Annotated in this window: 20 protein-coding genes; 9 read left to right on the plus strand and 11 right to left on the minus strand. The window is 41.4% G+C overall.

From position 1 onward, the window contains the following. Positions 1 to 36: 36 nt before the first annotated feature. The 6 genes from hemB to rbfA form a co-directional block, all read right to left on the minus strand. Positions 37 to 1,011: a porphobilinogen synthase gene (hemB, locus tag BM375_RS15325; RefSeq protein ID WP_093367337.1), complete on the minus strand. Its 975-nt coding sequence runs from the start codon at positions 1,009 to 1,011 to the stop codon at positions 37 to 39. 93 nt (positions 1,012 to 1,104) lie between these two features. Further along, positions 1,105 to 2,694 (minus strand): hydroxymethylbilane synthase, encoded by a 1,590-nt coding sequence (gene hemC / locus BM375_RS15330; protein WP_093367368.1) that lies wholly within the window; start codon positions 2,692 to 2,694, stop codon positions 1,105 to 1,107. 109 nt (positions 2,695 to 2,803) lie between these two features. Beyond that, complete coding sequence (hemA, locus tag BM375_RS15335; protein ID WP_093367338.1) at positions 2,804 to 4,045, minus strand: glutamyl-tRNA reductase; 1,242 nt, start codon at positions 4,043 to 4,045, stop codon at positions 2,804 to 2,806. Between the two features lie 262 nt (positions 4,046 to 4,307). Further along, complete coding sequence (locus BM375_RS15340) at positions 4,308 to 4,955, minus strand: hypothetical protein (RefSeq protein WP_093367340.1); 648 nt, start codon at positions 4,953 to 4,955, stop codon at positions 4,308 to 4,310. Then, positions 4,952 to 5,599, minus strand: coding sequence for a leucyl/phenylalanyl-tRNA--protein transferase (gene aat, locus BM375_RS15345; RefSeq protein WP_093367341.1), 648 nt, complete (start codon positions 5,597 to 5,599; stop codon positions 4,952 to 4,954). Before aat ends, BM375_RS15340 begins: the two co-directional genes overlap by 4 nt. Before the next feature lie 15 nt (positions 5,600 to 5,614). Then, a complete protein-coding gene (gene rbfA / locus BM375_RS15350) occupies positions 5,615 to 5,986 on the minus strand; it encodes a 30S ribosome-binding factor RbfA (RefSeq protein WP_093367343.1) in 372 nt (123 codons plus the stop codon). Between the two features lie 653 nt (positions 5,987 to 6,639). On the opposite strand from rbfA, the gene argH reads away from it, so the two are divergent. Continuing rightward, complete coding sequence (argH, locus tag BM375_RS15355; protein WP_093367344.1) at positions 6,640 to 7,971, plus strand: argininosuccinate lyase; 1,332 nt, start codon at positions 6,640 to 6,642, stop codon at positions 7,969 to 7,971. Between the two features lie 151 nt (positions 7,972 to 8,122). Here the strand turns inward: argH and BM375_RS15360 are convergent, their stop codons facing one another. Both BM375_RS15360 and BM375_RS15365 read right to left on the minus strand, forming a co-directional pair. Further along, complete coding sequence (locus tag BM375_RS15360) at positions 8,123 to 9,628, minus strand: TlpA family protein disulfide reductase (protein ID WP_093367346.1); 1,506 nt, start codon at positions 9,626 to 9,628, stop codon at positions 8,123 to 8,125. Positions 9,629 to 9,639: 11 nt separating this feature from the next. Next, positions 9,640 to 10,701 carry an aldose epimerase family protein gene (locus BM375_RS15365; protein ID WP_093367347.1) on the minus strand — a complete coding sequence of 354 codons (1,062 nt, stop codon included), beginning with the start codon at positions 10,699 to 10,701 and terminating at the stop codon, positions 9,640 to 9,642. A 162-nt stretch (positions 10,702 to 10,863) separates the two neighbouring features. On the opposite strand from BM375_RS15365, the gene BM375_RS15370 reads away from it, so the two are divergent. The 3 genes from BM375_RS15370 (at position 10,864) to BM375_RS15380 (ending at position 16,064) form a co-directional block, all read left to right on the plus strand. Next, on the plus strand, positions 10,864 to 12,207 hold the full coding sequence (locus tag BM375_RS15370; RefSeq protein ID WP_093367349.1) for a deoxyguanosinetriphosphate triphosphohydrolase: 1,344 nt from the start codon (positions 10,864 to 10,866) through the stop codon (positions 12,205 to 12,207). Positions 12,208 to 12,500: 293 nt separating this feature from the next. Then, complete coding sequence (locus tag BM375_RS15375; RefSeq protein ID WP_093367350.1) at positions 12,501 to 13,859, plus strand: ATP-binding protein; 1,359 nt, start codon at positions 12,501 to 12,503, stop codon at positions 13,857 to 13,859. 93 nt (positions 13,860 to 13,952) lie between these two features. Further along, entirely contained in the window at positions 13,953 to 16,064 is a 2,112-nt protein-coding gene (locus BM375_RS15380) for a type IA DNA topoisomerase (RefSeq protein WP_093367352.1), read from the plus strand. Between the two features lie 9 nt (positions 16,065 to 16,073). Here BM375_RS15380 and dctA read toward each other — a convergent pair whose 3' ends face one another. Continuing rightward, on the minus strand, positions 16,074 to 17,336 hold the full coding sequence (dctA, locus tag BM375_RS15385; RefSeq protein WP_093367353.1) for a C4-dicarboxylate transporter DctA: 1,263 nt from the start codon (positions 17,334 to 17,336) through the stop codon (positions 16,074 to 16,076). Between the two features lie 156 nt (positions 17,337 to 17,492). On the opposite strand from dctA, the gene BM375_RS15390 reads away from it, so the two are divergent. From BM375_RS15390 to BM375_RS15400, 3 genes are all read left to right on the plus strand, one after another. After that, positions 17,493 to 17,648 carry an ORF6N domain-containing protein gene (locus BM375_RS15390; RefSeq protein WP_093367355.1) on the plus strand — a complete coding sequence of 52 codons (156 nt, stop codon included), beginning with the start codon at positions 17,493 to 17,495 and terminating at the stop codon, positions 17,646 to 17,648. Positions 17,649 to 17,843: 195 nt separating this feature from the next. Then, a complete protein-coding gene (locus BM375_RS15395) occupies positions 17,844 to 18,236 on the plus strand; it encodes an ORF6N domain-containing protein (RefSeq protein ID WP_244525928.1) in 393 nt (130 codons plus the stop codon). Positions 18,237 to 18,331: 95 nt separating this feature from the next. After that, the gene (locus BM375_RS15400) at positions 18,332 to 19,315 is read left to right on the plus strand and encodes a hypothetical protein (protein ID WP_093367358.1); all 984 of its coding nucleotides are present in this window, start codon (positions 18,332 to 18,334) and stop codon (positions 19,313 to 19,315) included. A gap of 45 nt (positions 19,316 to 19,360) precedes the next feature. On the opposite strand, the gene lat is transcribed toward BM375_RS15400, so the two are convergent. Both lat and amaB read right to left on the minus strand, forming a co-directional pair. Then, complete coding sequence (gene lat / locus BM375_RS15405) at positions 19,361 to 20,647, minus strand: L-lysine 6-transaminase (protein ID WP_093367359.1); 1,287 nt, start codon at positions 20,645 to 20,647, stop codon at positions 19,361 to 19,363. A gap of 63 nt (positions 20,648 to 20,710) precedes the next feature. Continuing rightward, positions 20,711 to 22,240: an L-piperidine-6-carboxylate dehydrogenase gene (gene amaB, locus BM375_RS15410; protein ID WP_093367361.1), complete on the minus strand. Its 1,530-nt coding sequence runs from the start codon at positions 22,238 to 22,240 to the stop codon at positions 20,711 to 20,713. A gap of 120 nt (positions 22,241 to 22,360) precedes the next feature. On the opposite strand from amaB, the gene BM375_RS15415 reads away from it, so the two are divergent. Continuing rightward, the gene (locus BM375_RS15415; RefSeq protein WP_093367362.1) at positions 22,361 to 23,530 is read left to right on the plus strand and encodes an acyl-CoA dehydrogenase family protein; all 1,170 of its coding nucleotides are present in this window, start codon (positions 22,361 to 22,363) and stop codon (positions 23,528 to 23,530) included. 31 nt (positions 23,531 to 23,561) lie between these two features. After that, entirely contained in the window at positions 23,562 to 23,813 is a 252-nt protein-coding gene (locus tag BM375_RS17050; protein ID WP_139227619.1) for a hypothetical protein, read from the plus strand. Positions 23,814 to 23,817 lie beyond the last annotated feature (4 nt).

Raw genomic sequence — 23,817 nt, forward strand, 5'->3', positions numbered from 1 at the left:
TCGCTAATTTAATGATTTTATATTATAAATGCAGACCTACTTTAACCAACCTTTTTCCAATACCTCCTTGGCGTGATAGGTAAGGATAGCGGTAGCTCCAGCGCGTCGGAAACTAAGTAAAGTTTCCATGATGGAACGTTCCTCATCTAACCAACCGTTGCGGATGGCTGCTTTAAGCATGGCGTATTCACCTGACACATTGTAGGCGGCAATAGGAAGATCAAAGTTGTCATGCAAGAGTTTGATAACATCCAAATACGGTAAACCAGGTTTCACCATTAAGAAGTCAGCTCCTTCCTCTACATCCAATTGTGCTTCAATCAAAGCTTCACGTGAATTGGTTGGGTTCATTTGGTAAGTCTTCTTGTCGCCCGCTTTTGGTGCAGAATTTAACGCATCGCGGAACGGGCCATAGAATGCCGATGCATATTTTGCTGTGTAAGACATGAGTGAAACGTTGGTGAAACCGTTAGCGTCTAACACTTCACGAATATAACCGATACGGCCGTCCATCATGTCGGAAGGAGCAATAATATCGGCTCCTGCTTCGGCATGGGCTAAAGCCATCTTGCCCAAAACCTCCAATGTTTCATCATTAAGGATAGCACCGTTTTCAACGATGCCGTCGTGTCCATCCGAACTATAAGGGTCCATAGCCACATCCGTCACGACGCAAGCCTCCGGAAAGTTTTTCTTTACCTCTTCGATGGCACGCAGATAAAGGTTGCCTTTTTGGTAACTCACTGTGGCATATTTATCCTTTAAGGAATCCTCTATATTAGGGAACAAATCAAAAGAATAAAGTCCCAGTTTCATACAACTTTCCACCTCCCGTAAAAGATTGTCGATAGAATGGCGGTAGGTTCCCGGCATGGACGATACTTCCGTTTTCTGGTTCTGTCCCTCGATAATGAATAAAGGTAAAATCAGATTGGCAGGTTTCAAGTGAACCTCTTGGATCATGTCGCGGATAACGACAGATTTTCTGTTTCTTCTCGGACGTTGTAACATTTTATTTCGTATTGAGATGTGCAATATGTGTATTGCGTATGATGATTTGCATGTTGGGCTGATGTCCCTATACGCCAATCGCCTTACGCACGTCTAAATTTCTAAACCAAATATAGCTTCTGCTAATCCCAATTCATCGGGAGTGAAAGGTAGTGTATAGGGCAAGCCCATAGCCTCAATAGCTTTGGCTGTAGAGTGACCGATGCAGATGATTTTCTGTCCTGGATCCACCAAGTTCTCCCTAAAGTAAGCTTCTACATTACTTGGGCTGGTGAATATCAAGACCTCAGCATTGGTTTTGTCAACTTCTTCCTCCAACACTGTTTCATATATCGGCATGTCGATGACCTGCGTATTCTCGGTTAGGGCATTTTGGATAGACATTAAAGAGTCTTTTGCCCGAGGTATGAAAACGGTCTGGCCATCCACCAATTTGGCGAACTCTTTGGCAATATCTTCCGTTTTAATCCCAAGATTGTCTCCCGAGAAATCCGCCACACGGTCATATTTGCGCAGTGCATCTTCCGAACCACGGCCCAAGACAGCTAACTTTGTTTTCTTTAGGATGTAAGGTTCCAATTTGAAGAAGTGGTCAATGGCATTCTTACTGTTGAAGAATATCCAATCCGCACGTTTCAATATAAAGGAATCTAATTTGTTAATGGTAGGAAATATCTTGATTAAAGAGCGTGCGTCGATCTGGATATTATATTTAGCCAAATAGCGCGCCAGATAGGAGTTTTCATCCAAATCGCGTGTGATGAAAACACTTGACGGCAGTTTACGATCCTTATTATACTTGGCGAATATTTTATCCGCCATTCCTTCCGTAGTATCATCCTGTAGATAATATCTGTTTGGGAAGTCTTCATTGTCTTCGGCAATGGATGTCCATGCTTCGTATTTTCCTTCCGCCGTTTTGCGGCAGTAACAACCCAAAGGCGCGTGACAGCCGGCATCGAACATATTCAATACTTTTCGTTCAACACCTATTGTTTTAGCAACTTCTGTGTCATTTATAGGCTGTAGAAGGTCGAACAGCTCTCTGTCTGATTCGCGAATCTGTACGGCAAGTACACCTTGGGCAGGAGCAGGGATAACTTCGATGGGTGGAATTTCTTCAAGGTGAAAATCCGATAAATCCATCTCAATACGTGTGACACCTGCCTTAGCTAAGACGATGGCGTCGTATTTTTCATCCCTTAATTTCTGTATACGTGTCTGTAAGTTTCCACGCAGGTCTGTAAATTCTAAGTCCGGACGTAGAGAAAGCAACTGGGCTTTACGTCTATTGGAAGATGTGCCGACGGTTGCATTATGCTTGAGTGAAAGTCTTTTTTTGATGTCTACACAATCCTTGTGGATGATAATGACCTCGGAAGGGTCTTCCCGTTCAGAAACACAAGCAATGATTAATCCCGGAGGATTAACAGTAGGTAAGTCTTTGTGGGAGTGAACAGCCAAATCGATTTGACCAGAGAGCAATTCCTCTTCCAGTTCCTTGGTAAAGAACCCTTTGCCTTCCAACTTGTCCAAGCGCAAATGCTGGATGATATCTCCTTGAGTCTTGATGATCTTCAACTCAGCCTCAACACCAATCTCGGCTAATCTGTCTTTGATAAAATTGGCTTGCCATAGTGCTAATTGGCTCCCTCTGGTTCCAATGATAAGTTTTCTGTTCACTTTTAATAATTTACGATTGAAAATGCGCACAAAGTTAGCCAAATAGTCGTACAATCCCGACGTATATTGTCAGAATTAGGCTAAAATTTTAAGAAGCGTATTGCTTTATTTAGTTGATGTCGGAGTGAGCGTTTTTCACCAAGATATCCTTAGCCATTAGCATCGGAACTTTGATGTATTTTTTCTCCATGTAGTTAATCACCTTCTCCAAAACTTCTCTTGCTTGAGGATCCAAAGCTTGAACATCTTGTGCAAAGACCTCATTCAGCGCAAAGGACTTGATTTCCTTGATTTTTTCAGGTACTTGGCGCATCGCCACTTCTACACGGCGTTGCTTAACTATTGGTAAGAATTCCTGAATATTTTGCTGGATGATAGCATCTGCGCTTTCCAATTCATTATAGCGGTCTTGCTTATTCTTCTCTGCAATGGCTTGGAGACTGCTCACTTCAATGTAATGTATGGGGAAGTTAGCGACAACTTCAGCATCGATATCGTTAGGGATAGCTAAATCAACGATGACTTTTTTGTCGGTTTCGCCATTTAGAAGCATGCTATATAGGTTGCTGTCAATGATAGCCTCAGGAGAACCTGTACAGGTAATCATGACGTCAAAACCTTTTTTATATTGACCAAGAGCCGATAGCGGGTAGGCCTCAGCTTGTAGTTCGTTTGCCAATTTTTGTGCATTTTCCAACGTTCTGTTGAAAACGACGAAATTAGCGTATTGGTGTTTCTTTAAGTATTTTGCTAAGTTCTGGTTGGTTTCTCCAGAGCCAATAACCAATATACGCGGATTCTCTGGTAGTTTCACTTCTTTTAGCTTGCGGTAAGCTAAAGATACGACAGAGATAGGGTTGCGGGAGATGTTGGTATACGTATAGACTTCCTTAGCTGTTTTGACTAAACGGTCCATAATCAAGCGAAGATAGTCTCCGGTGAACCCCGCTTCACGGCATCTTTCGTATGCGCGACGCACTTGGGCAAGGATTTCTTTTTCACCCACAACCAAGCTCTCCAACGAACAGGACATACGGAACAAGTGTGTCAACGCTTCCATTCCTGAATAGCGGGTCACCTGACCCAAATAGCAATGCAAACGCTCTTGAGGAACACAGAAGTTCATCTTCTCCATAAATAGCGTGATGAAGTCATCTGTCAAATCATGAGCGCCACAGAACACGAACTCTACACGGTTACAAGTGGCGATATAGAAAATTTCAGGAATATCTAAGGTATTCTTGAGATTAATCAATCGATCTTCTAGCTCTTCGTTACAAATAACCAGATTACCCAAGTCTTTCAACTCGACGTGTTTGTGGGTAAATGCTATAACTTTTAAATTCTTCAAAGTTTAATCCTGCTCAATAATAACTCTGCAAATGTAGATTAAAAGCCTGTTCATTGTGTCAGAAATCTGTCAATACAGTGAATTTAGAACCATTATAAATAATGTTAAATTTTGTTAAATTGCTGAAATACAGTTTTTTGAAAAATAGTCTAGATTTTCGGGTGATGAAAATCATTTTTTAGAAAAGAAAGAGGTGACCTGTGTTATGTTTTTCTTGTTGTACTTGGTTCTCGGCTATACCGAGAACCAAGTACTGTTTCTTTTATTTTTTATTCGGTCGATGAGAGATAAAGTGACTTTTCAATTTATCCAACCCGATATTTTCCTCAGGTTTGTCTAATTGAAAACGCCAAACTTTTGCTTCCATAATATCATCTGCTTCTTTTGAATTTATTAAATCCAATGGTTTGACCCGAAACTCTTTTGCTATTGGATGGGGTATGGCACGTGCCTGTTTGCTATGTTTGATAAGTTGCACATGGAAATTGGGCCATTTGCCAACTTGACCAAAGTTAGCGGAATAGAACTGAACAAAATCCCTTTTTAACACCTTTTCCGCAAAGATTCCGGTACATTTTGGTCCAGAAACCTCAGCAATGGCTATTAGTAAATCATAAGATGTATGGTTGACAATATAGAACTTTGCTAAGCCATCTTTTTGCTCGCCTTCTACCGCTAAGTAAACACCCTCTTCTACAAAAGGCAGGTTTGCCGCAGCCACATTGTCTATAATATCGTCATCTTCCCGACGCATGTTGCCATGTACCAAAGTCACCTTGCTGGCCAATACAGGGATCTCAAAACCAGACTCGTCTGTCACGCCGATAATGTTATTGGCTTGAATGGAGGTGATATGTCCTTCTATAGGTTCGTCTACAAAACGAACCAAATCGCCTATTTTAAAATTCATGTTGTTGTCTGTTGCTGTTGTAAAATACGATAATACTCTTCTCCGGGCATCATCTTAGCTCCTAAAGAAGCCAAGTGCTCGGAATGAATCTGGCAGTCAATCAGCTCAAAGTTGAATGCCTGACAGAGATAAATGAGTGCAAGTTTCGAAGCGTTGGAGACTTTGGCAAACATGCTTTCACCACAGAAAATTCGCCCTACTTGTACGCCATACAGTCCTCCGACCAATTGCCCTTCTGGATTAAACACCTCAAAACTGTGTGCATGTCCTTGTTGATGTAGTTCCAGATAAGCTGCCTGCATGTCTTGGGTAATCCACGTTCCATCCTGTCCCAATCTTTCAACAGTAGCGCATTGTTGTACTACGTCTATAAAGGCAGTGTTATGGCGTAACGTGAATGTGGTACGGCGCATGAATTGCTTCATGCTTTTACTGATGTACAATTCTTTTGGGAATAATACAAACCGCTCGTGCGGAGCATACCAGAGGATAGGTGTGTCGTCCGAAAACCAAGGAAAAATCCCATGTGCATAAGCCAGCAAAAGCCTTTCAACAGAAAGATCACCCCCTATGGCCAGTAAACCATCTTCATCGGCTAAGGAAGGGTGGGGAAAAGCCATTTTCTCATCCAATAGGTACGCCACGGTACTATACTTTTTTTAGCTGTCGTTACGGGATTCTTTATTGATTTCTGCAAATAACTTATCCATGTGTTCAACGTACTCATTTGTATCGTCCAAGAAAAATTCCAGTTCAGGAACTATTCTCGCTTGATTTTTAATGCGTAAACCTAATTTATAACGTATTTCCGAAGTTTTAGATTGTATCTGTTTTAAATCTTCTTTCGCAGTTTTTGTGTTGAGGAAGCTAAGGTATATACGTGCAATGGCCAAATCAGGTGTCACTCTGACTTTGGTAACCGTAATAAATGCCCCTTTTGCCCAGCTGTTTCCCTCGCGTTGGAAAAGTTCAGCTAAATCCTGCTGGATTACCCCTGCAAAACGTTGTTGTCTCTTGCTTTCAGTTGCCATAGTTTTTTGTTTTTTGGAGAATGTTAAAAATAAGGTCGCTCTGTACGTCCCTTTGATACCTCCTTAATCTACTGCATTTGTTTATATACCTTAAAAAATATACTGTGCAAAGATAGGAATTAAATCGGTTTACTTTTTAACTGTAGTAGGCAAGGTTCGTTCCTTTCCAAGTTGTTGGATGATGAGAGGGTAGGTGTAATGGATTGCTTGTTAAAGCTTAGTTAAGGACTAGTTAGAACGGACTTTTATGGACTTTCAGGGACTTCTACGGACTTGTACGGGGATTTACAGAAAAAGTTAAAATAGAAAAAAGCGTATCACAGACTATGATACGCTTCAGAACAAAATTAGTTTATAGATGGTTAGCGAAATTTCTTTTCGCAAGTTTTAAGACCTTCGTCTATCAAATTTAGTTTGTTTAGTTTTTGTTTCGAATAAAGTGTGAGTGTTAACTCACTTTTCTTTATTTTTTTATTATCCATTTCCCCTTTACGTTTACAAACATAGGGATATAAATCAGTGATACAAATCTTTTTTGAAAAAAAAGTAAGTGGTCACTTTTATTTGATGTATTGGTGTTTTGCAGTTAAAATGAAATCTTTCGTTTCTTTTCGCATGATATTCGATAGATTTGTAGCATTAAAAAAGATAAGATGAAAATTTGGCAAAAAAATATAGATGTTGACGCTTTTGTGGAATCTTTCACCGTGGGAAATGACCGTGCGATGGATATGCACTTAGCAGCAGCAGATGTGTTGGGTTCGTTGGCGCACACCCAAATGTTGAATAGTATAGATTTGTTGTCGGATGAGGATTTGACCTTAGTACAGAAAGAATTAAAGGCGATCTATAAAGAAATAGAAGCAGGTGATTTTCGTATTGAAGACAGTGTGGAGGACGTGCATTCACAAGTCGAAATGCTGCTGACTCAGCGTATTGGAGAGGCTGGTAAGAAAATCCATTCCGGGCGTTCCAGAAACGATCAGGTATTGGTGGATCTGAAACTTTATTTCCGTTCGGAAATACAGCATTTGGTGGTGCAGGTCGAGCAATTATTTAAACAGTTGATAACCCTTAGTGAAGAACATAAAGCCGTATTGATTCCTGGTTATACCCATTTGCAAATCGCGATGCCGTCATCTTTCGGTTTATGGTTTGGGGCTTATGCGGAAAGTTTGGTGGATGATCTGGAACTGCTGAAAGCAGCTTGGAAAATCTGCAACAAAAATCCACTCGGTTCTGCAGCCGGATATGGTTCTTCTTTTCCTTTGGATCGTACGTTGACAACAGCACTTTTAGGATTTGAGGACTTGAATTATAACGTGGTGTATGCGCAAATGGGTAGGGGAAAGACAGAGCGTGTATTAGCGCAAGGTATGAGCGCCGTAGCGGCAACTTTGGCGAAATTTGCGATGGATGTCTGTCTCTTTATTAATCAGAATTTTGGTTTTATAGCTTTTCCGGCACATTTGACCACGGGCTCCAGCATTATGCCGCATAAAAAGAACCCGGATGTATTTGAACTGGTGCGCTCACGTTGTAATAAAATACAGGCACTGCCTAATGAAATAGCATTGATGACGACAAATTTGCCCTCGGGTTACCACCGCGATCTGCAATTGCTGAAAGAAAATCTGTTTCCGGCATTTCAATCCTTAAGTGATTGCTTGGAAATCACCACATTTATGTTGCAGCATATCAGTGTTAAGACGGATATATTAAATGATCCTAAATACGATTATCTATTTAGTGTAGAGGTTGTAAATAATGCGGTCTTGCAGGGGATACCTTTCCGGGAAGCTTACAGACAGATTGGATTGGACATTGAAAATGGTGCTTTTCAGCCTTCTAAAGAAGTAAACCACACCCATGAAGGTAGTATCGGCAATCTTTGTAACGAACAGATTGAGCGAATGTTCAGCGAGGTGAAAGCTGGATTTGGTTTTGAAAAGGTAGAAAAGGCATTGGATGCATTGATTAAATAAAGAAAAGTGTCTAAAAGTTCGCCGTCACCGTCATTGCGAGGCAACGAAGCAATCTGGTGACGGCAAAAACGCAGATTGCTTTGTCGCTACGCTCCTCGCAATGACGCGTTTCTACGTTTTTAAACCTTTTCGGACAGCCCCTTTTATTTTTCTAATCTGCATTTCGCGCTAACTCGATTTTAGTTTCCATTTCGGTTACGACCTCTTGCACATTCGGTGAACCTCCTGCCGATTGAAAACGAATAAAACCTTCCTTGTCGATAACTACTTTTGTAGGGATCCCTTGTACACCATAAGCAGTTACAACAGCTTTTGAACGCTCTTTCATCTCGTCAAAAAGCACGTGGAACGTGTAGTTGTTCTTGGTAATGAAATTCTCCACTAACTCTTTGTAATTGCTTTCTCGTTGCCAAGTGTCGATAAATAGAAATTCTACTTCCGGATCGTTTTGGTACTGGTTGACGGCAGCTTGCATTCCCGGGAAAGAAACGATACATGGTCCGCACCATGTCGCCCAAAAATCCAGCACGACAACCTTGCCTTTGTAATCAGCTAATGATACCTCCTTGCCTTCGCGATTTAGCAGCGTAAATACAGGCGCTTCTTTTTTGACCATTTGCTCTTTGTATTTGGCAAGCATGGCTTCTTTATATTGCTGGTTAATACCTCCCAAATAATCTTCAAAACTTAGGCCCTCTTTGTTCTGTTGAGCGTAGATGTTTTTGGAAAGTTCAGAGAGCTCCGGTGAAGCACCGTTTTTTATCATGACCTTTTCCAGAATATCGAAAGCTTCTTGTGATTTGTTCAACGCTTGGTAGGCTTTTGCCAGAACCTGCGCGTCCTTCGTTGCGGTATAGCCACCATAATTGTTTTTTTCAAGCCGTTCTTTCATAATCGTCCCCACTTCTTCATGTTGCCCATTGTTAAGTAGAGATTCGGCATATAGAGGAGTCAATCCTGATAAATATCTTGCCGTGTTGCTCTTTTTGATGTTCTCATCACCGGATTGGGAGGCTGCCAATGAAGTTTGGTAAGCTTCTTGAATCAAATCTGAAAATGGTGCGGCTTCTTCAGACGACAAACTATTGACCACGGAGTAAACTGCTCCGGAAAAATCCTCTGTTCCTTTCAGCTCATTGAGATATATTTTAGCTTTATCGAAGTTTTTGTCTTTTGCAAACCTTGTAGCTAATGTTTGTTTTGCAAATGGATAGATGGATTTCGTATTGTCAGGAGCTGTTTCGATAGGGAAATCTTTAATCCACGCCTTGTACCGTTCCTCAAAAATAGATGGACTGGTGTTGCCTTCTGAATCCTCGAAAATCTTATTATATGCTTTGGTTATTGCTAACCTGCCTTTCGGGAATTTCGTAATTGTTGTCTCTCTTATTTTTTCGGCTTTATCGGTGTCATCCAATACATTTTCGTACACAGATGCTGCCAAAGATAGCAGTTGCTCGTTGTCGCTCTGCTCCATGTACAATGCTTCTTTTTGAAGCTCTGCCTTTGCAGAGTCTGTACCGGCGCTGGCTAATTTATTGATGTGCTTGGTTAAATCCTCGTAGGATACATCCTTATCCTTGGCCAATTGTGCCTGGGCGTTGGTAAAGCATAATGCTGCTCCAAGTATAAAGGGGATTGCTAATCTTCTTTTCATGTGGTTTAACTTTATTTTTTTATACTAAACTTATAAATTGTTTCTGATTCAAAAGTATCTCCTGCGGATAAAGTAACATCAGGGAAGAGTTTCTGGTTCGGGCTGTCAGGATAGTGTTGTGTTTCCAAGCAAAAGCCTGTGCGAGATAAATATTTATTGCCAGACTTACCGGTGTCATTCCCTGAAAGAAAATTCCCGGTATAGAGTTGAATACCGGGTTCGGTCGTGAATACGGATAGTTCGATGCCAGAAGTCTCTGAAAAAGCAATAGCGGCAGGTTGTGATATCGGCTGTTTATTCACGAATGTATGGTCGAAGCCGTTTCCTCGTTGTATTTGTTCATCTTGGCTGTCGATCCCTTCGATAATCTTTTTTGCTTCCCTAAAGTCGAAGACAGTGCCTTCAACAGGAGAAATAGTACCTGTGGGGATCATTTGTTCATCGATCGGTAGATATTCATCGGCGGGGATGTATAGAATATGGTTTAATATGTCCCCTTGGCCTTCCCCATTTAAATTAAAAAAAGCATGGTTGGTGAGATTCACCACCGTGTCTGCATCGCTTTCAGCCTTGTATTTTATAATAATCTCGTTATCATCATTGAGCTCATAAGAAACCGATACACGCAGGTTTCCCGGGAAACCACCCTCACCATCTGCAGCGATATAGTAAAAGTCTATTCGCCGTTTAAAAGAGATCTGCCTGTCCCACACTTTCGTGTGGAAACCGTTAGAACCACCATGCAGACAGTTGGAATGGTCATTCTGTTCGAGTGTGACTGTCTTTTCTCCTAAAGGAAAACATCCGTTGGCAATACGATTTGCGAAAGGGCCGATCGTAGCGCCATGATAACACTCTTCTGCGTTCAAGTAGCCTTGAATGGAGTCGAAGCCTAAGACCACATCACGAAGGTCGCCATGTTTGTCTGGAACGAGGATACTAACGATGCGTGCTCCATAGTCCGTAAAAGCGACCTGCATACCGCTACGGTTTTGTAAAACAAACAGGTGGGTGTTTTTGCCGTTAACTTTGTGCGTAAAGTTCTTTGGGTCGGGGAGTCTATAGATAGTCATCGTTTTTGAACGTTTTGCTATAAAAATACGCAATAAGCATGACAAAGCCAAAGGCTTTGACGAAAGTCGCTTTTGGGCGTGTTAGTAGAAACTGTTCAAAAAACTTCCTTAGACCTCTTCCATAGAAAACGTATCTTTGCGGGAAAGCAAAAAACTGGTTACATGAATTGGACGCAACTACTGTCGGCAAAACGTTGGGGATATGAGTATAGGGCAACAGGCGATCCTTTGGATGCACGCTCGGAATTTCAACGTGATTACGATAGATTGATATTTTCCTCACCTTTTAGAAGGTTGCAAAATAAGACACAGGTATTCCCTTTGCCAGGAGCAGTATTTGTGCACAATAGGTTGACACATAGCCTAGAAGTAGCAAGCGTCGGCCGTTCCTTGGGGCGTTTGTTCTATAACCTCATGAAAAAGGAAAACCCTAACATTGATGAAGAATATCCTTTTTTACAAGAAGTAGGAAATGTCGTGTCTGCCGCCTGCTTGTCGCATGATTTGGGCAATCCAGCTTTCGGACATTCCGGTGAAGCCGCTATATCGTCCTTTTTTACGGATGGACAAGGACAGAAGTACCAAGATGAGGTGACAGCTGAAGAGTGGGAGGATTTGACGCATTTTGAAGGAAATGCCAATGCTTTACGTATCCTGACACATGCTTTTAATGGTAAAGATGGAAAAGGTTTTGCCTTGACCTATTCTACGCTGGCTTCTATCGTGAAATATCCCTGTGCAGCGATAGATGGACATGTGAAAGGGAATCACCATCGGAAAAAATACGGATATTTTGATTCTGAAAAAGAAAGTTTTGAAAGAATAGCCCAAGAGTTGGGTCTCGTGAAAGACCCTTCCAATCCCACGGGCTATTTGCGTCATCCATTGGTCTATCTGGTTGAAGCTGCAGATGATATTTGTTATAATATCATTGATTTGGAGGATGCACATCACTTGAAAATTTTGACGTATGAGGAGGTGGAAGAATTGCTTCTGCCTTTGTGTGGCGATAAAAATCTGCAACAACGTTTGGAAGGGTTATCAGACACAGGAAGCCGTATTGAGCTTTTGCGGGCGAAGGCTATTAATACCTTGATTCATGCCTGTGCAGAGGTCTTTATGAAGCATCAGGATAAATTCCTTGCCGGAACTTTTGAGCAACCACTCATGCAATCGTTGGATGAGAATATCGTCCGCCAGATGAAAAAAATTGAAAAGATTTCGGTTGCACGTATATACAATGCCCCGACTGTCGTGCAGATTGAGATTGCTGGTTTCAAGGTTATGAATGCCTTATTGGAGGAGTTTATACCCGCTTATCTGAAAGAGCGAAAAGGGCATTTTGATAAAAAGATAGTAGCCATGATACCAGCACAATTTCATACAGATTCAACAAGTACGTATGATAAGATTCGTGCGGTGCTGGATTACGTGTCTGGGATGACGGACGTATATGCGGTGGATTTGTACCGTAAAATTAAAGGAATTTCTATTCCGTCGTTGTAGATCCCCCTAACTCTCAATGGGGGAATCACTTTTGATTTCTTACTTTGTTTTCTGCGTATAGAATTACGAATTGAAAAGAAAAAATGTATAAAATCGCCAATTGGAATATTGTTGTATTTCAGATGATTTGCTCAACCGAATGAAGACTTATGAAGTAGGAGCATGGAATCATTTTACAGAAGAGGGGGAAATATATGACTGACCACAATGGTGTTTATATTGAGTTTGAAATATAAAAAAGTAAGTAGAAAACATAGACTACTGAGCACCAAAAATCTTTACCTTTGTGTTCTATGCCCGAACAGCAAAACATAGAATATAAAAGCTCTTGGCGAGATGAATATCTGAAATGGATTTGCGGTTTTGCGAATGCCAACGGAGGAGTTATTTTCATTGGCAAAGATGATGACGGAACTGTTGTTGGTGTTGAGGATGCACAACGTTTATTAGAAGAAATCCCTAACAAAGTACGTGATGTTTTGGGGATTATGGTGGATGTGAATCTACACGAAACCCAGCGAGGCGATTATTTGGAGATTGTTGTTGAGTCTTACCTCAATGCCATCAGCTACAAAGGGCAGTATCATTATAGAAGTGGAAGCACCAAACAAGAACTGAAAGGCAATTCACTCAACGAATTTCTATTGAAAAAATCGGGTAAAACTTGGGACGATGTGATTGAGCCACGGGCTACCTTTGATGATATTGACGAGAATACGTTCTACGGTTTTTTGCGGATGTCGAACGAGAAAGGACGAATGCCCGAAACCGAAGGTTTGACAATCGAGCAAGCATTTGACAAACTGTTGCTAACCGAAAACGGGCAACTAAAACGAGCTTCGATTATTCTGTTTGGAAAAAATCCTGCAAGATTTTACCCGAATACCTTTGTAAAAGTCGGTTATTTCAAAGGCAATGATATCTTGTTCCACGATGTAGTTGAGGGTAATTTGATTACGCTGTTGCGTGAAGTCTCTAATTTACTGAATTTTAAATACTTTACCAAGAAAATCCATTTTGAAGGTTTGTATCGTATAGAAATAGGCGAATATCCTGCACCTGCCATTCGAGAGATGTTGTTGAACGCTTTGATACATCGAAATTATATGGGTGCGATGACACAAATACGTATGTATGACGACAATATCAATATTTGGAATGACGGAGCTTTGCCGGTAGGTATAAATTCCGAATCATTGAAAAAACCGCACCGTTCAAATCCTCGAAATCCGTTGATTGCCGATGTTTGTTTTAAAGGTGGATTGATTGACTCTTGGGGAAGTGGTACAATTCGTATTATCCAGACTTGTAAACAAGCTAATCTGCCCGAACCGGAACTTGAAGAACAAGAAGGCGGTTTTTCGGTAACACTCTTTAAAGAGGGTGTCGGAAAGGGTGTCGGAAAGGGTGTCGGAAAGGTTGTCGGAAAGGGTACTGAAAGGGAACAAAATAAGTTAAGTGAAGATGCTGTGGTAACATTAAGCCTCATCACAGAAAATCCCGAATATACGATAGAACAAATAGCTGAAATTACAGCCAAAACAACAAGAACAATAGAAAGACATATCGCTAAATTAAAAGAAGCGGGAATACTTGTCAGGAAAGGCGGTACATTTGGTGGCTATTGGGAAGTAAAAACAATCGATAATTAAAATGTGATTTTTTGAATGCGGTTTAGATATACGTCTGTGCTAGACAGGTACAGCGTATAGGAGAATCTCAATACGCATACTCTATACTAAAAAATGAAAGTCGTTATAGCAGAAAAACCTTCGGTTGCCCGGGATTTAGCGCGTGTGATGGGAGCCAAGGAAGTGAAGGATGGATATATTACAGGCAATGGTTATGCGTTCACCTATGCTTTTGGGCATTTGGTGCAATTGTGTACACCGCAGGCATACGGTTATGCGACATGGTCCGTATCGAATCTTCCTATAATCCCAAGCGAATTTAGACTGGAAGCCAAGAAAGTGAAGCGGGATGGGAAGCAGATGGATGATGCCGGGGCATTGAAACAATTGAATACTATTAAAGCTTTATTGGAACAAGCTGAAGAGATTATTGTTGCAACAGATGCTGGACGGGAAGGCGAATTGATTTTCCGGAATATCTATTATTATTTGGGTTCACAAGTACCTTTTAAGAGACTTTGGATTTCTTCGCAAACCGATAAAGCCATTAAGGAAGGATTTGCTAAGCTCAAAGAAGGAACGGAATACGATAGCTTATATATGTCTGCTCGCTCACGCTCAGAGTCGGATTGGCTGATCGGGATAAACGCTACCCAAGCACTGACTTTGGCCGCCGGCAATCGGGGCCTTCTTTCCCTTGGACGCGTACAAACGCCTACTTTGGCCATGATTTGTTCACGTTATATAGAGAATAAAGATTTCAAGCCCCAAGCTTTCTACAAAATACAGGCAGGCTTTGAAAAGGATAATATTTCTTTCAAAGCTACTTCGAATAAGATTGACAAAAAAGAAGATGCGGAAGCGAGTATTGCGAAGATTACTGTGGGCACATCGGCAAAAGTGCTCAAAGTCGAAGCTAAGGAAACTAAAGAACAACCCCCTTTATTATTTGACTTAACCTCGTTGCAACAAGATGCCAATAAAAAATATGGCTATTCGGCAGATCAAACATTGAGCATCGCACAGACCTTATATGAGAAAAAGGTGATTACCTATCCGCGTACAGGATCTCGCTATATCGGGGAAGATGTATTCGAAAAGATAGAGGAACTGTTTCAACACTTGGCGGATACCGCTGAGGAACAGATTGCGGTTATTTCAAGAAATCTTGTTGGAGCAAAACTCAATAAACGCTCGGTGGACGATAAGAAAGTTACGGATCACCACGCTTTGTTGGTCACAGAAGAGAAACCAGGACCTATGCCGAAAGATCAGCAACATATTTACAACATGATTGCCAAACGTATGGTAGAGAGTTTTTCAGATGTCTGTCTGAAAGACATAACCACGGTGACATTGGATGCGCAAGGTGTGGAGCTGATAGCGAAAGGGACGGTCATCAAACAGTATGGTTGGCGTCTTTCCGCCGATCAAGTGGACCTGCCTGATGAAGATAAGAACACGGACGATCAGGACAATGAAAATGCACAGCTACCTAAATTAACTGCGGAGGAGTTGTTGGAGATATTGAGCTTGGAACTGGCGGAACGTTTCACCAAAGCAAAACCTATACATACAGAAGCTTCTTTGCTGAAGGCGATGGAGACTTCGGGTAAGGAAATAGAAGATGAAGAGATGAGGCAAGCCATGAAAGATTGTGGTTTGGGAACACCCGCTACACGTGCAGCGACAATCGAGACGTTATTTCAACGGGATTACATCAAGCGAGATAAGAAAAAGCTTATCCCTACGGAAAAAGGGTTAGCAGTCTATAATCTGGTAAAAGACCGCTCGATAGCGAAAGTTACGCTGACCGGAAAGTGGGAGCAAAAGTTGGAAGAAATGCGGGCGAACAAGGTGTCTTATGATGTTTTTATGAAGCATATCAAAGATTACACGGCTAAGATTACCAAGGAATTGCTACAGTTACGCATCGCTATTCAGCATGAGGAAATTAAACCTCAGCAAAAAGGTAAAATTAAGTGTCCAAAATGTCAACCTGGCAATATTTTACTGTACGATAAAGTGGCACAATGTGATCATTATGCACGAGGTTGCGATTTCAAGATATGGCGCACATTGAATGGAGTTTTTTTGGAAGAAAAGGAAATGAAAAATCTTTTGGAAAAAGGGAAAACTTCTGTCTTTAAAGGGATAAAGAATGCAGATGGACAACTTGTAGAAGCTCCGTTGGTTTTTAAAGATTTTAGGGTTGTTGTGGAATAATATTGATTGTTATTGAATAGTTTTTTTATTTAAGACATAATTCAATTGCTCCATATCCAATTCATTTTCTGTTTTTGCGAGAATGAGTGCTGCGGAAGCATTGCCGATAATATTAGTAAGCGCTCTGGCTTCGCTCATAAAACGGTCTATTCCGAAAACAATAGCAATGGACTCTACAGGGATGTGTCCTACAATAGGTAGTGTGGCGGCTAAGATAATGAAACCACTGCCCGTTACGCCAGCAGCACCATTAGAGGTGAATGTAAGTACAAAGAGTAGAAAAAGTTGTTCGCTTAATCCCATAGGATGGTTAATTGCCTGGGCGAGAAAAACGGAGGCCATAGTAAGATAAATTGCTGTCCCGTCAAGGTTGAATGAATAGCCTGTCGGTATCACTAAACGCACAGTGGATTTACTGCACCCTGCACGTTCCAGTTTTTCCATAATAGCAGGTAATACCGATTCGGAAGAGGAAGTTCCCAATACGATAAGCAGCTCTTCTTTGATATAGCCTAAAAACTGCCACAGGCTAATCTTGTATCGCCATAGGAGTATCCCCAAAAAAATGAAAATATAAATCAAACAGGCGACGTAAAACCAAAACATCATTAATCCCAATGATTTCAATATGCCGAGACCATATTTCCCAACGGTGAATCCGATAGCGCCCATTGCGCCGATTGGGGCAACCTTCATAATCATCTTGATAACGAGGAAAAGCCCATCCAAGAAGGATTGTAATACCCGTTTGACAGGTTCGGCGCCTTGGCCCATTTTTGAAAAAGCAAAGCCCAACAAAATGGCAAAAAAGAGCACTTGGAGAATATTGCCTTCTGAGAGCGATCCAATGATGTTGTTGGGGATAATATCCAGAAGAAACTGCACGACACCTTTCTTCTCTTTTCCTTTTTCTATATAACTGGTTACTTCTGACGTATCTAAGGACGAAGGATCTATATTCATGCCCACACCAGGTTTTGCAAGGTTAATGACCGCCAAAGCAATGAACATTGCAACGAATGTAGTTACTTGGAAATAGATCATCGATCGCATACCCAGCCTGCCTACTTTTTTGACATCCTCCATGCCGGCTATCCCTAAGACAATACTGCAAAAAATCAAAGGGGCAATAATCATCTTGATTAATTTGATAAAGCCATCACCGAAAGGCTTTAGTGACACGCCAAGATCCGGATAGAAATGTCCTAAAGTTGCTCCAATAATAATCGCTACAATGACTTGGAAATAAAGAGTACTGAAAAGTTTTTTCATCCGAATTGTTTACAGTTTATGTGATTAGTACCGCTGTGTCGCAATAACAAATATAACTTTTTACGTGAAAATAAAGAATGATCTCTCTTTCTGTGGTTTTGCTTTTTAAGTTTTGTGTTGGTAACTTTAGGGAGTGCCAATTAGGTTTTGTAAGCTATGAGTAAGGTAAATAATCAAACAAAATCAACCTCAGTGATAACAGATGAGGTGCTCGTAAACAAGATATACGAGTTTAGGGAGCATAAAGTTATGTTGGATAGTGATCTTGCAGAATTATATGGTGTGGAAACAAAACGCTTAGAGCCTGTTTAAAAATAAAATTCATACGTCATTTCGACGAGGGACGAGGAGAAATCTATGGGTAAGCTTCTCATCATAGCTTCAAAACGCAGATTATCACGTCGCTAACGCTCCTCATAATGACGCGTTTTGGGCTTTTGTAGAAATTTAAACAGGCTCTTAAATGAGCAGGTACGTAGAAATATTTCCCGTTTTCCCGAAGACTTTATGTTTGCCTTGACAAACGATGAACTTAAAATCTTGAAGTCGCAATTTGCGACCTCAAGTTGGGGAGGTCGAAGAACTATGCCTAATGTATTTACAGAATACGGAGTACTGATGTTGTCCAGTGTGCTGAATAGCGAACAAGCTATTCAAGTGAATATACAGATCATGCGCATCTTTGCTAAGATACGTCAATATATTGCAGATAATACTGAATTAAAATTAGAGATAGCCGAGATAAAAAATGCAGTCGAGAAGATTGCTGTAAAACAGAAGGGGCATGACCAAAACATCGAACTTCTCTTTGAATACATTGATCGCTTACAGGACAAACAGGATATAGCTGCTCCGGCAGAAAGAAAACAGATAGGCTATAAGATAGGGGGGAAGACGTGATTAGCAAAAATGAAAAGAGGCTTTTTAGTCAGAATAGGGTCAATAGGTGTATGAATAATATATTGTGCCTCTAAAAAGTTTACCTTTGCGCGACTATGGCATCAAGACTTTTCAATCCGTTTTTGGATTTCAAATTTGATAATAAGACCTGTTTTTTGACAGGAGAAGCATTACAATCTTCCGAAGAGCAAATCCAGGTCTTTCCGGTATGGATGATGCAGGCATTCTCCTTAGAGGAAAAGCCGTTCAAAATGTTAGATGAAAGCATCTCGACCTATAAAGCACTAAAATTACCGTGCTCTATACATGTTGCGCAGGCATTTGAGCAGGTTGAAAATAGAGTGGAGGATGCCATGAAAAAAGGTTGTGAGGCTGTGAAGGCTTTGGATACGCAGACACTGTTTCATTGGGTGGGGAAGATTTTGTATGGTGTGGTTTTTAATGAGATACAGGCGGGGATTCGCCAAGCGGTCATGAGCGGGGAGGACCTGAACTTTTCACAGGCTTTGGTCCATAAATTCCGAAATCTGCATTTTATGTTGCAATCTTTGGTTGTGTCCATGGAATTTGAGCATGTGCATCCTTTTGATGTACAAGTGTTTTCTGTGGATAATGCTCCTGAAACTTTCTTGTATCGAGATGAGATCAATACGTTGGTGTTCTCGTTAAGAATGGGTGATTTTGCCATCGTGGCCACGTTACAGGATAACGGAACCAATGCCATTTACCATGACGATGTGTTGAAGATGGTGGAAGGACAGACTTTACACCCGATTCAATTTGAAGAAATCTGTGCGCGATACTTCTATTCGGCTTACCTTTTCAACAGACTGCCCGAATATACCTATATGGAAACATCTGAAACCATTTTCGTCGAGCCTATGCCTTTAAATGATTGGACATTGAAACCGATCTTTGATAATTGGCAGACCAAGACCTATGGGCAAGTGCTGGAGAACTTTTGGAAGCCTTGGGGTTATACTTTATTTGAAATCATCAAAGATCCTGAGCGACCAATGAGTTTTATCTTGGATGAACAAGGGCATCTTAAAAACAACATAAACTTACCTAAGGGATAGTATTATTGAACAAAAGCGAGGTTGCCGGAAGCAACCTCGCTTTTGTTAAAGGCTTTTTTCTATAATGGCAAAAGCTTTGTCTATATCTTCCCGCGTAGCGGTCAGGTGCGGACGGAAGCGGATGCTTTTCTCGCCACAACCGAGGATAACCAGTTTGTTTTCAAAAGTTTTTTTAACAAAAGCGTCACGTTCTTCTGCCGAAGCGAAATCAAATGAGGCAATAAGCCCTAATCCCCTCGGATTGTTGAGAGTGGGATGTTTCTCGACAAGTTGCTGGATTTTATTCAATAAGTAAGCCCCGCTGTCAGCAGCCTTTTGCACAAGGTTTTCCTGCTCGATGGTTTCCAGAATCATCTTGAACCGAAGCATATCAATGAAATTTCCACCAAAAGTAGAGTTGATACGACTCGATTCTTTGAATACATGATTTTGTATGCGGTCAAATTTCTCCTTATTGGCCAGTATACCGCATACCTGAGATTTTTTACCAAAGGAAATAATGTCTGGGATAATATCGTAATGTTGATATGCCCACATTTTTCCTGTCATCGCTAATCCAGTCTGTACTTCATCCAAAATAAGTAAGATGTCGTGCTCATCACAGATGCGTCTTAGCGTTTGGAAAAACTCTTTGCGGAAGTGATTGTCACCGCCCTCAGCCTGAATAGGTTCTATGATAATGCAGGCAATTTCGTTTGGAGATTTGGCCAACGCAGCTTCAATTTGTGCGATAGCCTCCTGCTCTTCTTGGATGGTTTGGTTAAGGGATGCTTCCGTAAGTGGGAAACGTAGTTTCGGATTGTGGATTCGTGGCCAGTCAAATTTAGGAAAGTACATATACTTCCTCGGATCTTGTGTGTTCGTTAAGGACAAAGTATAGCCCGAACGTCCGTGAAAAGCCTGTCTGAAATGGATAACTTGCGAAGCTTCTTTGTCGATTCCACGCGAAAGATTAAGACGTGTTTTCCAATCAAAAGCAGCCTTTAGTGCATTTTCTACCGCCAAAGTTCCACCAGAGATAAAAAAACAATAGGATAATTCTTTCGGGATGGCCACCCGTTCAAATGTTTGAACAATATCCGCATATTGATAGGGGTATATATCCGACATGGCAGGTTTATTGATAGCCATGCGTCCCAGAAAATCTTTTTGGTTGACTATATGGGGGTGATTATATCCTACAGGTGAAGAGGCGAACATGGAAAACATGTCTATATATTCGTCACCGTTGCGGTCAGCTATATAGGAACCATGGGATTTTTCCAAATCAAACTCGATAGACAGTCCATCTGCTAAAATATGCTTAGATAATTGCTTATGTAATTCTCTCATCGTTTTAATTACTTTATTAAGTTAAGAAGTTGAAGTGATATTGTCACTTCCATCACTTTGTTTTTATAATTCAAATTTAATTCCCTGTGCCAGCGGTAAGCTGTCGCTATAATTAATAGTGTTGGTCTGGCGACGCATGTAGGCTTTCCAGGCATCCGAGCCGGATTCCCGACCACCACCGGTTTCTTTCTCGCCTCCGAAAGCACCGCCTATTTCAGCCCCAGATGTGCCGATATTGACATTCGCAATGCCGCAATCCGAACCTTGATGGCTTAAAAACAGCTCTGCTTCGCGGAGGTTGTCGGTCATGATGGCTGAGGAAAGACCTTGAGCAACATTGTTCTGCAAGGATATGGCGTTCTCTAGCCCTCCTGAATATTTAATAAGATAGAGGATAGGGGCAAAAGTCTCAGTCTGGACAATCTCATAGTGATTTTCAACCTCGGCAATGACTGGTTTTACATAACAGCCACTTTCATAACCTTTACCTTTTAAAGTGCCTCCTTTTACGAGTAGTTTGCCTCCTTGTGTCTCAATTTTTTCAATTGCTGTGGTGTAATTTGCGACAGCATCAATGTCGATCAATGGTCCCATATGATTCTTGATATCTAGAGGATCGCCTATTTTGATTTGTTTGTAGGCATCTGTTAGGGATTTTTTAACCTTGTCATAGATACTTTCGTGGATGATTAATCTGCGTGTACTCGTGCAACGTTGTCCTGCGGTGCCGACTGCTCCAAATACTGCTCCGACGATGGTCATTTTCAGGTCGGCATTAGGGGTGATAATAATAGCATTGTTGCCTCCTAGTTCTAACAATGATTTGCCTAAGCGAGCAGCCACGGTAGAAGCGACTTGCTTACCCATTCTGGTCGAGCCCGTTGCTGAAATCAAAGGAATGCGTGTGTCTTCTGCCAACCATTTTCCCACTTCTGCATTGCCCGTGATTACTGAAGAAATGCCTTCAGGCAATTTATTGGCCTTAAGTACATCTGCAAGTATTTTCTGACAGGCTACTGTACAAAGCGGTGTTTTTTCACTGCCTTTCCAAATAACGACATTGCCACAGATTAGTGCTAATGCGGCATTCCAAGACCATACAGCTACAGGAAAGTTAAATGCCGAGATAATACCTACGATACCCAATGGGTGATATTGTTCGTACATACGATGGGAAGGCCTTTCGGAATGCATTGTAAAGCCATACAATTGGCGAGATTGTCCTACAGCAAAATCGCAGATGTCGATCATTTCCTGTACTTCACCCAATCCTTCTTGATAGGATTTTCCCATTTCATAGGAAACCAATTTGCCCAATATAGATTTGAGTTCTCGCAGGCGTTCTCCAAATTGTCTAACAATTTCCCCGCGCTTTGGAGCAGGGATAGCCGCCCAAATACTTTTGGCTGTATGAGCAGCTTTTATGATTTTTTCATAATCTTTTTTGGTAGAACTCTTGACCTCACCGATTTTTTTCCCGTCTACAGGTGAAAAAGAAGTAATCTTCTCACCATTGGAGAACCACTTGTTTCCAGTTGAAGTTCCATCCATCGGGCCATGAATCCCTAATGCTTTTAATTCCTTATTTATCATAAGATGGTTTATTTTATTCGATAATTCTATAAAATTAATGAATTTTATTTTTAATAATGAAAGATTGTATGTGAAATATTTTTTAATTTTATTTCGAAGTCGAATATAAAATTAAAAGGCATGGCTCCGATAAATACAGATTATTACCAAATAGATGACCTTCTTTCCGAAGAACAAAAATTGATTCGTCAGAGTGTTCGAGAGTTTGTCGATTCCGAAATAAAGCCTATTATTGATGCTGCTGCGCAGTGTCACGAGGAAATTCCGTATTTAATGAAAAAACTAGGGAGTATAGGGGCTTTGGGTCCCTATATTCCTGAGGCGTACGGTGGGGCAGGTTTGGACCAGATTTCGTATGGATTAATTATGCAGGAGTTAGAAGCCGGCGATTCGGCAGTCCGCTCTGCGGCATCGGTACAATCATCCTTGGTTATGTTCCCAATTTTTACCTATGGCTCGGAAGAGCAGAAGCAAACTTATTTGCCGGGGTTAGCTAAGGGAGATATTATAGGAGCTTTTGGTTTAACTGAGCCTAATCATGGTTCTGATCCGTCAAATATGGAAACGGGGTTGTCAAAAGACGGAGAAGGATATCGGCTAAATGGAGCAAAAATGTGGATTACGAACGCACCTGTTTGTGATATAGCCGTGGTTTGGGCTAAAGATGACAAAGGTAAAGTGAGGGGTGTTATCGTGCAACGGGGAATGAAGGGATTTTCCTCTCCTGAAACTGTAAATAAATGGTCATTACGCGCTTCAAGGACGGGAGAGCTTGTTTTTGATAATGTTTATATCGCAAAAGAGGATGTGCTTCCTAATGTAGAAGGAATGCGTGGGCCCCTGTCGTGCCTGAATTCTGCGAGGTATGGAATTTCTTGGGGCGCTATTGGGGCTGCTCTTGATTGTTATAAGACGACGGTAAACTATGCTTTGGAAAGAACGCAGTTTGGTAAGCCGATTGCGGGTTTTCAGTTACAGCAAAAGAAATTAGCGGAAATGTTGAGTGAAATAACAAAGGCGCAGTTGTTGTCGTGGCGTTTAGGTGTGTTGAAAAATGAAGGCAAGGCTTCTCCACAGCAGATTTCCATGGCGAAACGGAATAATGTTTATATGGCCTTGGAGGTAGCAAGGGAATGCCGGCAGATTATGGGGGCGATGGGAATTGTGGGGGATTATCCAATTATGCGACACATGATGAATTTAGAGTCTGTTATTACTTATGAAGGTACGCATGATATCCATCTATTGATTACGGGGCACGACATCACGGGTATAAGCAGTTTTTTGTAGGAGTTATTGTCCTCCTGCTGTTCTTCGACTGGTGTTCGAGATTTCTTCGGCATTTCTTCGAGAGCTGTTCGGGACATCTTCGGGACATGTTCGGGAGTTCTTCGACTGTTGTTCGGCTATTGTTCGACTGCGAGTCGAAGAACAGTCGAAGGATAGTCGAAGCGCAGCCGAAGGCGGGTCGAAGGTTTCCCGAACCGGTCCGGGAGCAGTGCGGGAGCATTCCCGTAGCGTAGCGGCAGGTATGCCGGAGAAGATGGTGTCCGCCCCTTTGGGGTTTCCCTAGCGGG

The sequence above is a fragment of the Sphingobacterium wenxiniae genome, assembly GCF_900116225.1.
Lineage (GTDB): Bacteria > Bacteroidota > Bacteroidia > Sphingobacteriales > Sphingobacteriaceae > Sphingobacterium > Sphingobacterium wenxiniae.

Bases quoted from the DNA above. Each gene is read 5' to 3' on its own strand.
- hemB (WP_093367337.1), bottom strand. From the start codon at position 1,011: ATGTTACAACGTCCGAGAAGAAACAGAAAATCTGTCGTTATCCGCGAC.
- BM375_RS15340 (WP_093367340.1), bottom strand. From the start codon at position 4,955: ATGAATTTTAAAATAGGCGATTTGGTTCGTTTTGTAGACGAACCTATA.
- rbfA (WP_093367343.1), bottom strand. From the start codon at position 5,986: ATGGCAACTGAAAGCAAGAGACAACAACGTTTTGCAGGGGTAATCCAG.
- argH (WP_093367344.1), top strand. From the start codon at position 6,640: ATGAAAATTTGGCAAAAAAATATAGATGTTGACGCTTTTGTGGAATCT.
- BM375_RS15360 (WP_093367346.1), bottom strand. From the start codon at position 9,628: ATGAAAAGAAGATTAGCAATCCCCTTTATACTTGGAGCAGCATTATGC.
- BM375_RS15365 (WP_093367347.1), bottom strand. From the start codon at position 10,701: ATGACTATCTATAGACTCCCCGACCCAAAGAACTTTACGCACAAAGTT.
- BM375_RS15370 (WP_093367349.1), top strand. From the start codon at position 10,864: ATGAATTGGACGCAACTACTGTCGGCAAAACGTTGGGGATATGAGTAT.
- BM375_RS15375 (WP_093367350.1), top strand. From the start codon at position 12,501: ATGCCCGAACAGCAAAACATAGAATATAAAAGCTCTTGGCGAGATGAA.
- BM375_RS15380 (WP_093367352.1), top strand. From the start codon at position 13,953: ATGAAAGTCGTTATAGCAGAAAAACCTTCGGTTGCCCGGGATTTAGCG.
- dctA (WP_093367353.1), bottom strand. From the start codon at position 17,336: ATGAAAAAACTTTTCAGTACTCTTTATTTCCAAGTCATTGTAGCGATT.
- BM375_RS15390 (WP_093367355.1), top strand. From the start codon at position 17,493: ATGAGTAAGGTAAATAATCAAACAAAATCAACCTCAGTGATAACAGAT.
- BM375_RS15395 (WP_244525928.1), top strand. From the start codon at position 17,844: ATGTTTGCCTTGACAAACGATGAACTTAAAATCTTGAAGTCGCAATTT.
- BM375_RS15400 (WP_093367358.1), top strand. From the start codon at position 18,332: ATGGCATCAAGACTTTTCAATCCGTTTTTGGATTTCAAATTTGATAAT.
- lat (WP_093367359.1), bottom strand. From the start codon at position 20,647: ATGAGAGAATTACATAAGCAATTATCTAAGCATATTTTAGCAGATGGA.
- amaB (WP_093367361.1), bottom strand. From the start codon at position 22,240: ATGATAAATAAGGAATTAAAAGCATTAGGGATTCATGGCCCGATGGAT.
- BM375_RS15415 (WP_093367362.1), top strand. From the start codon at position 22,361: ATGGCTCCGATAAATACAGATTATTACCAAATAGATGACCTTCTTTCC.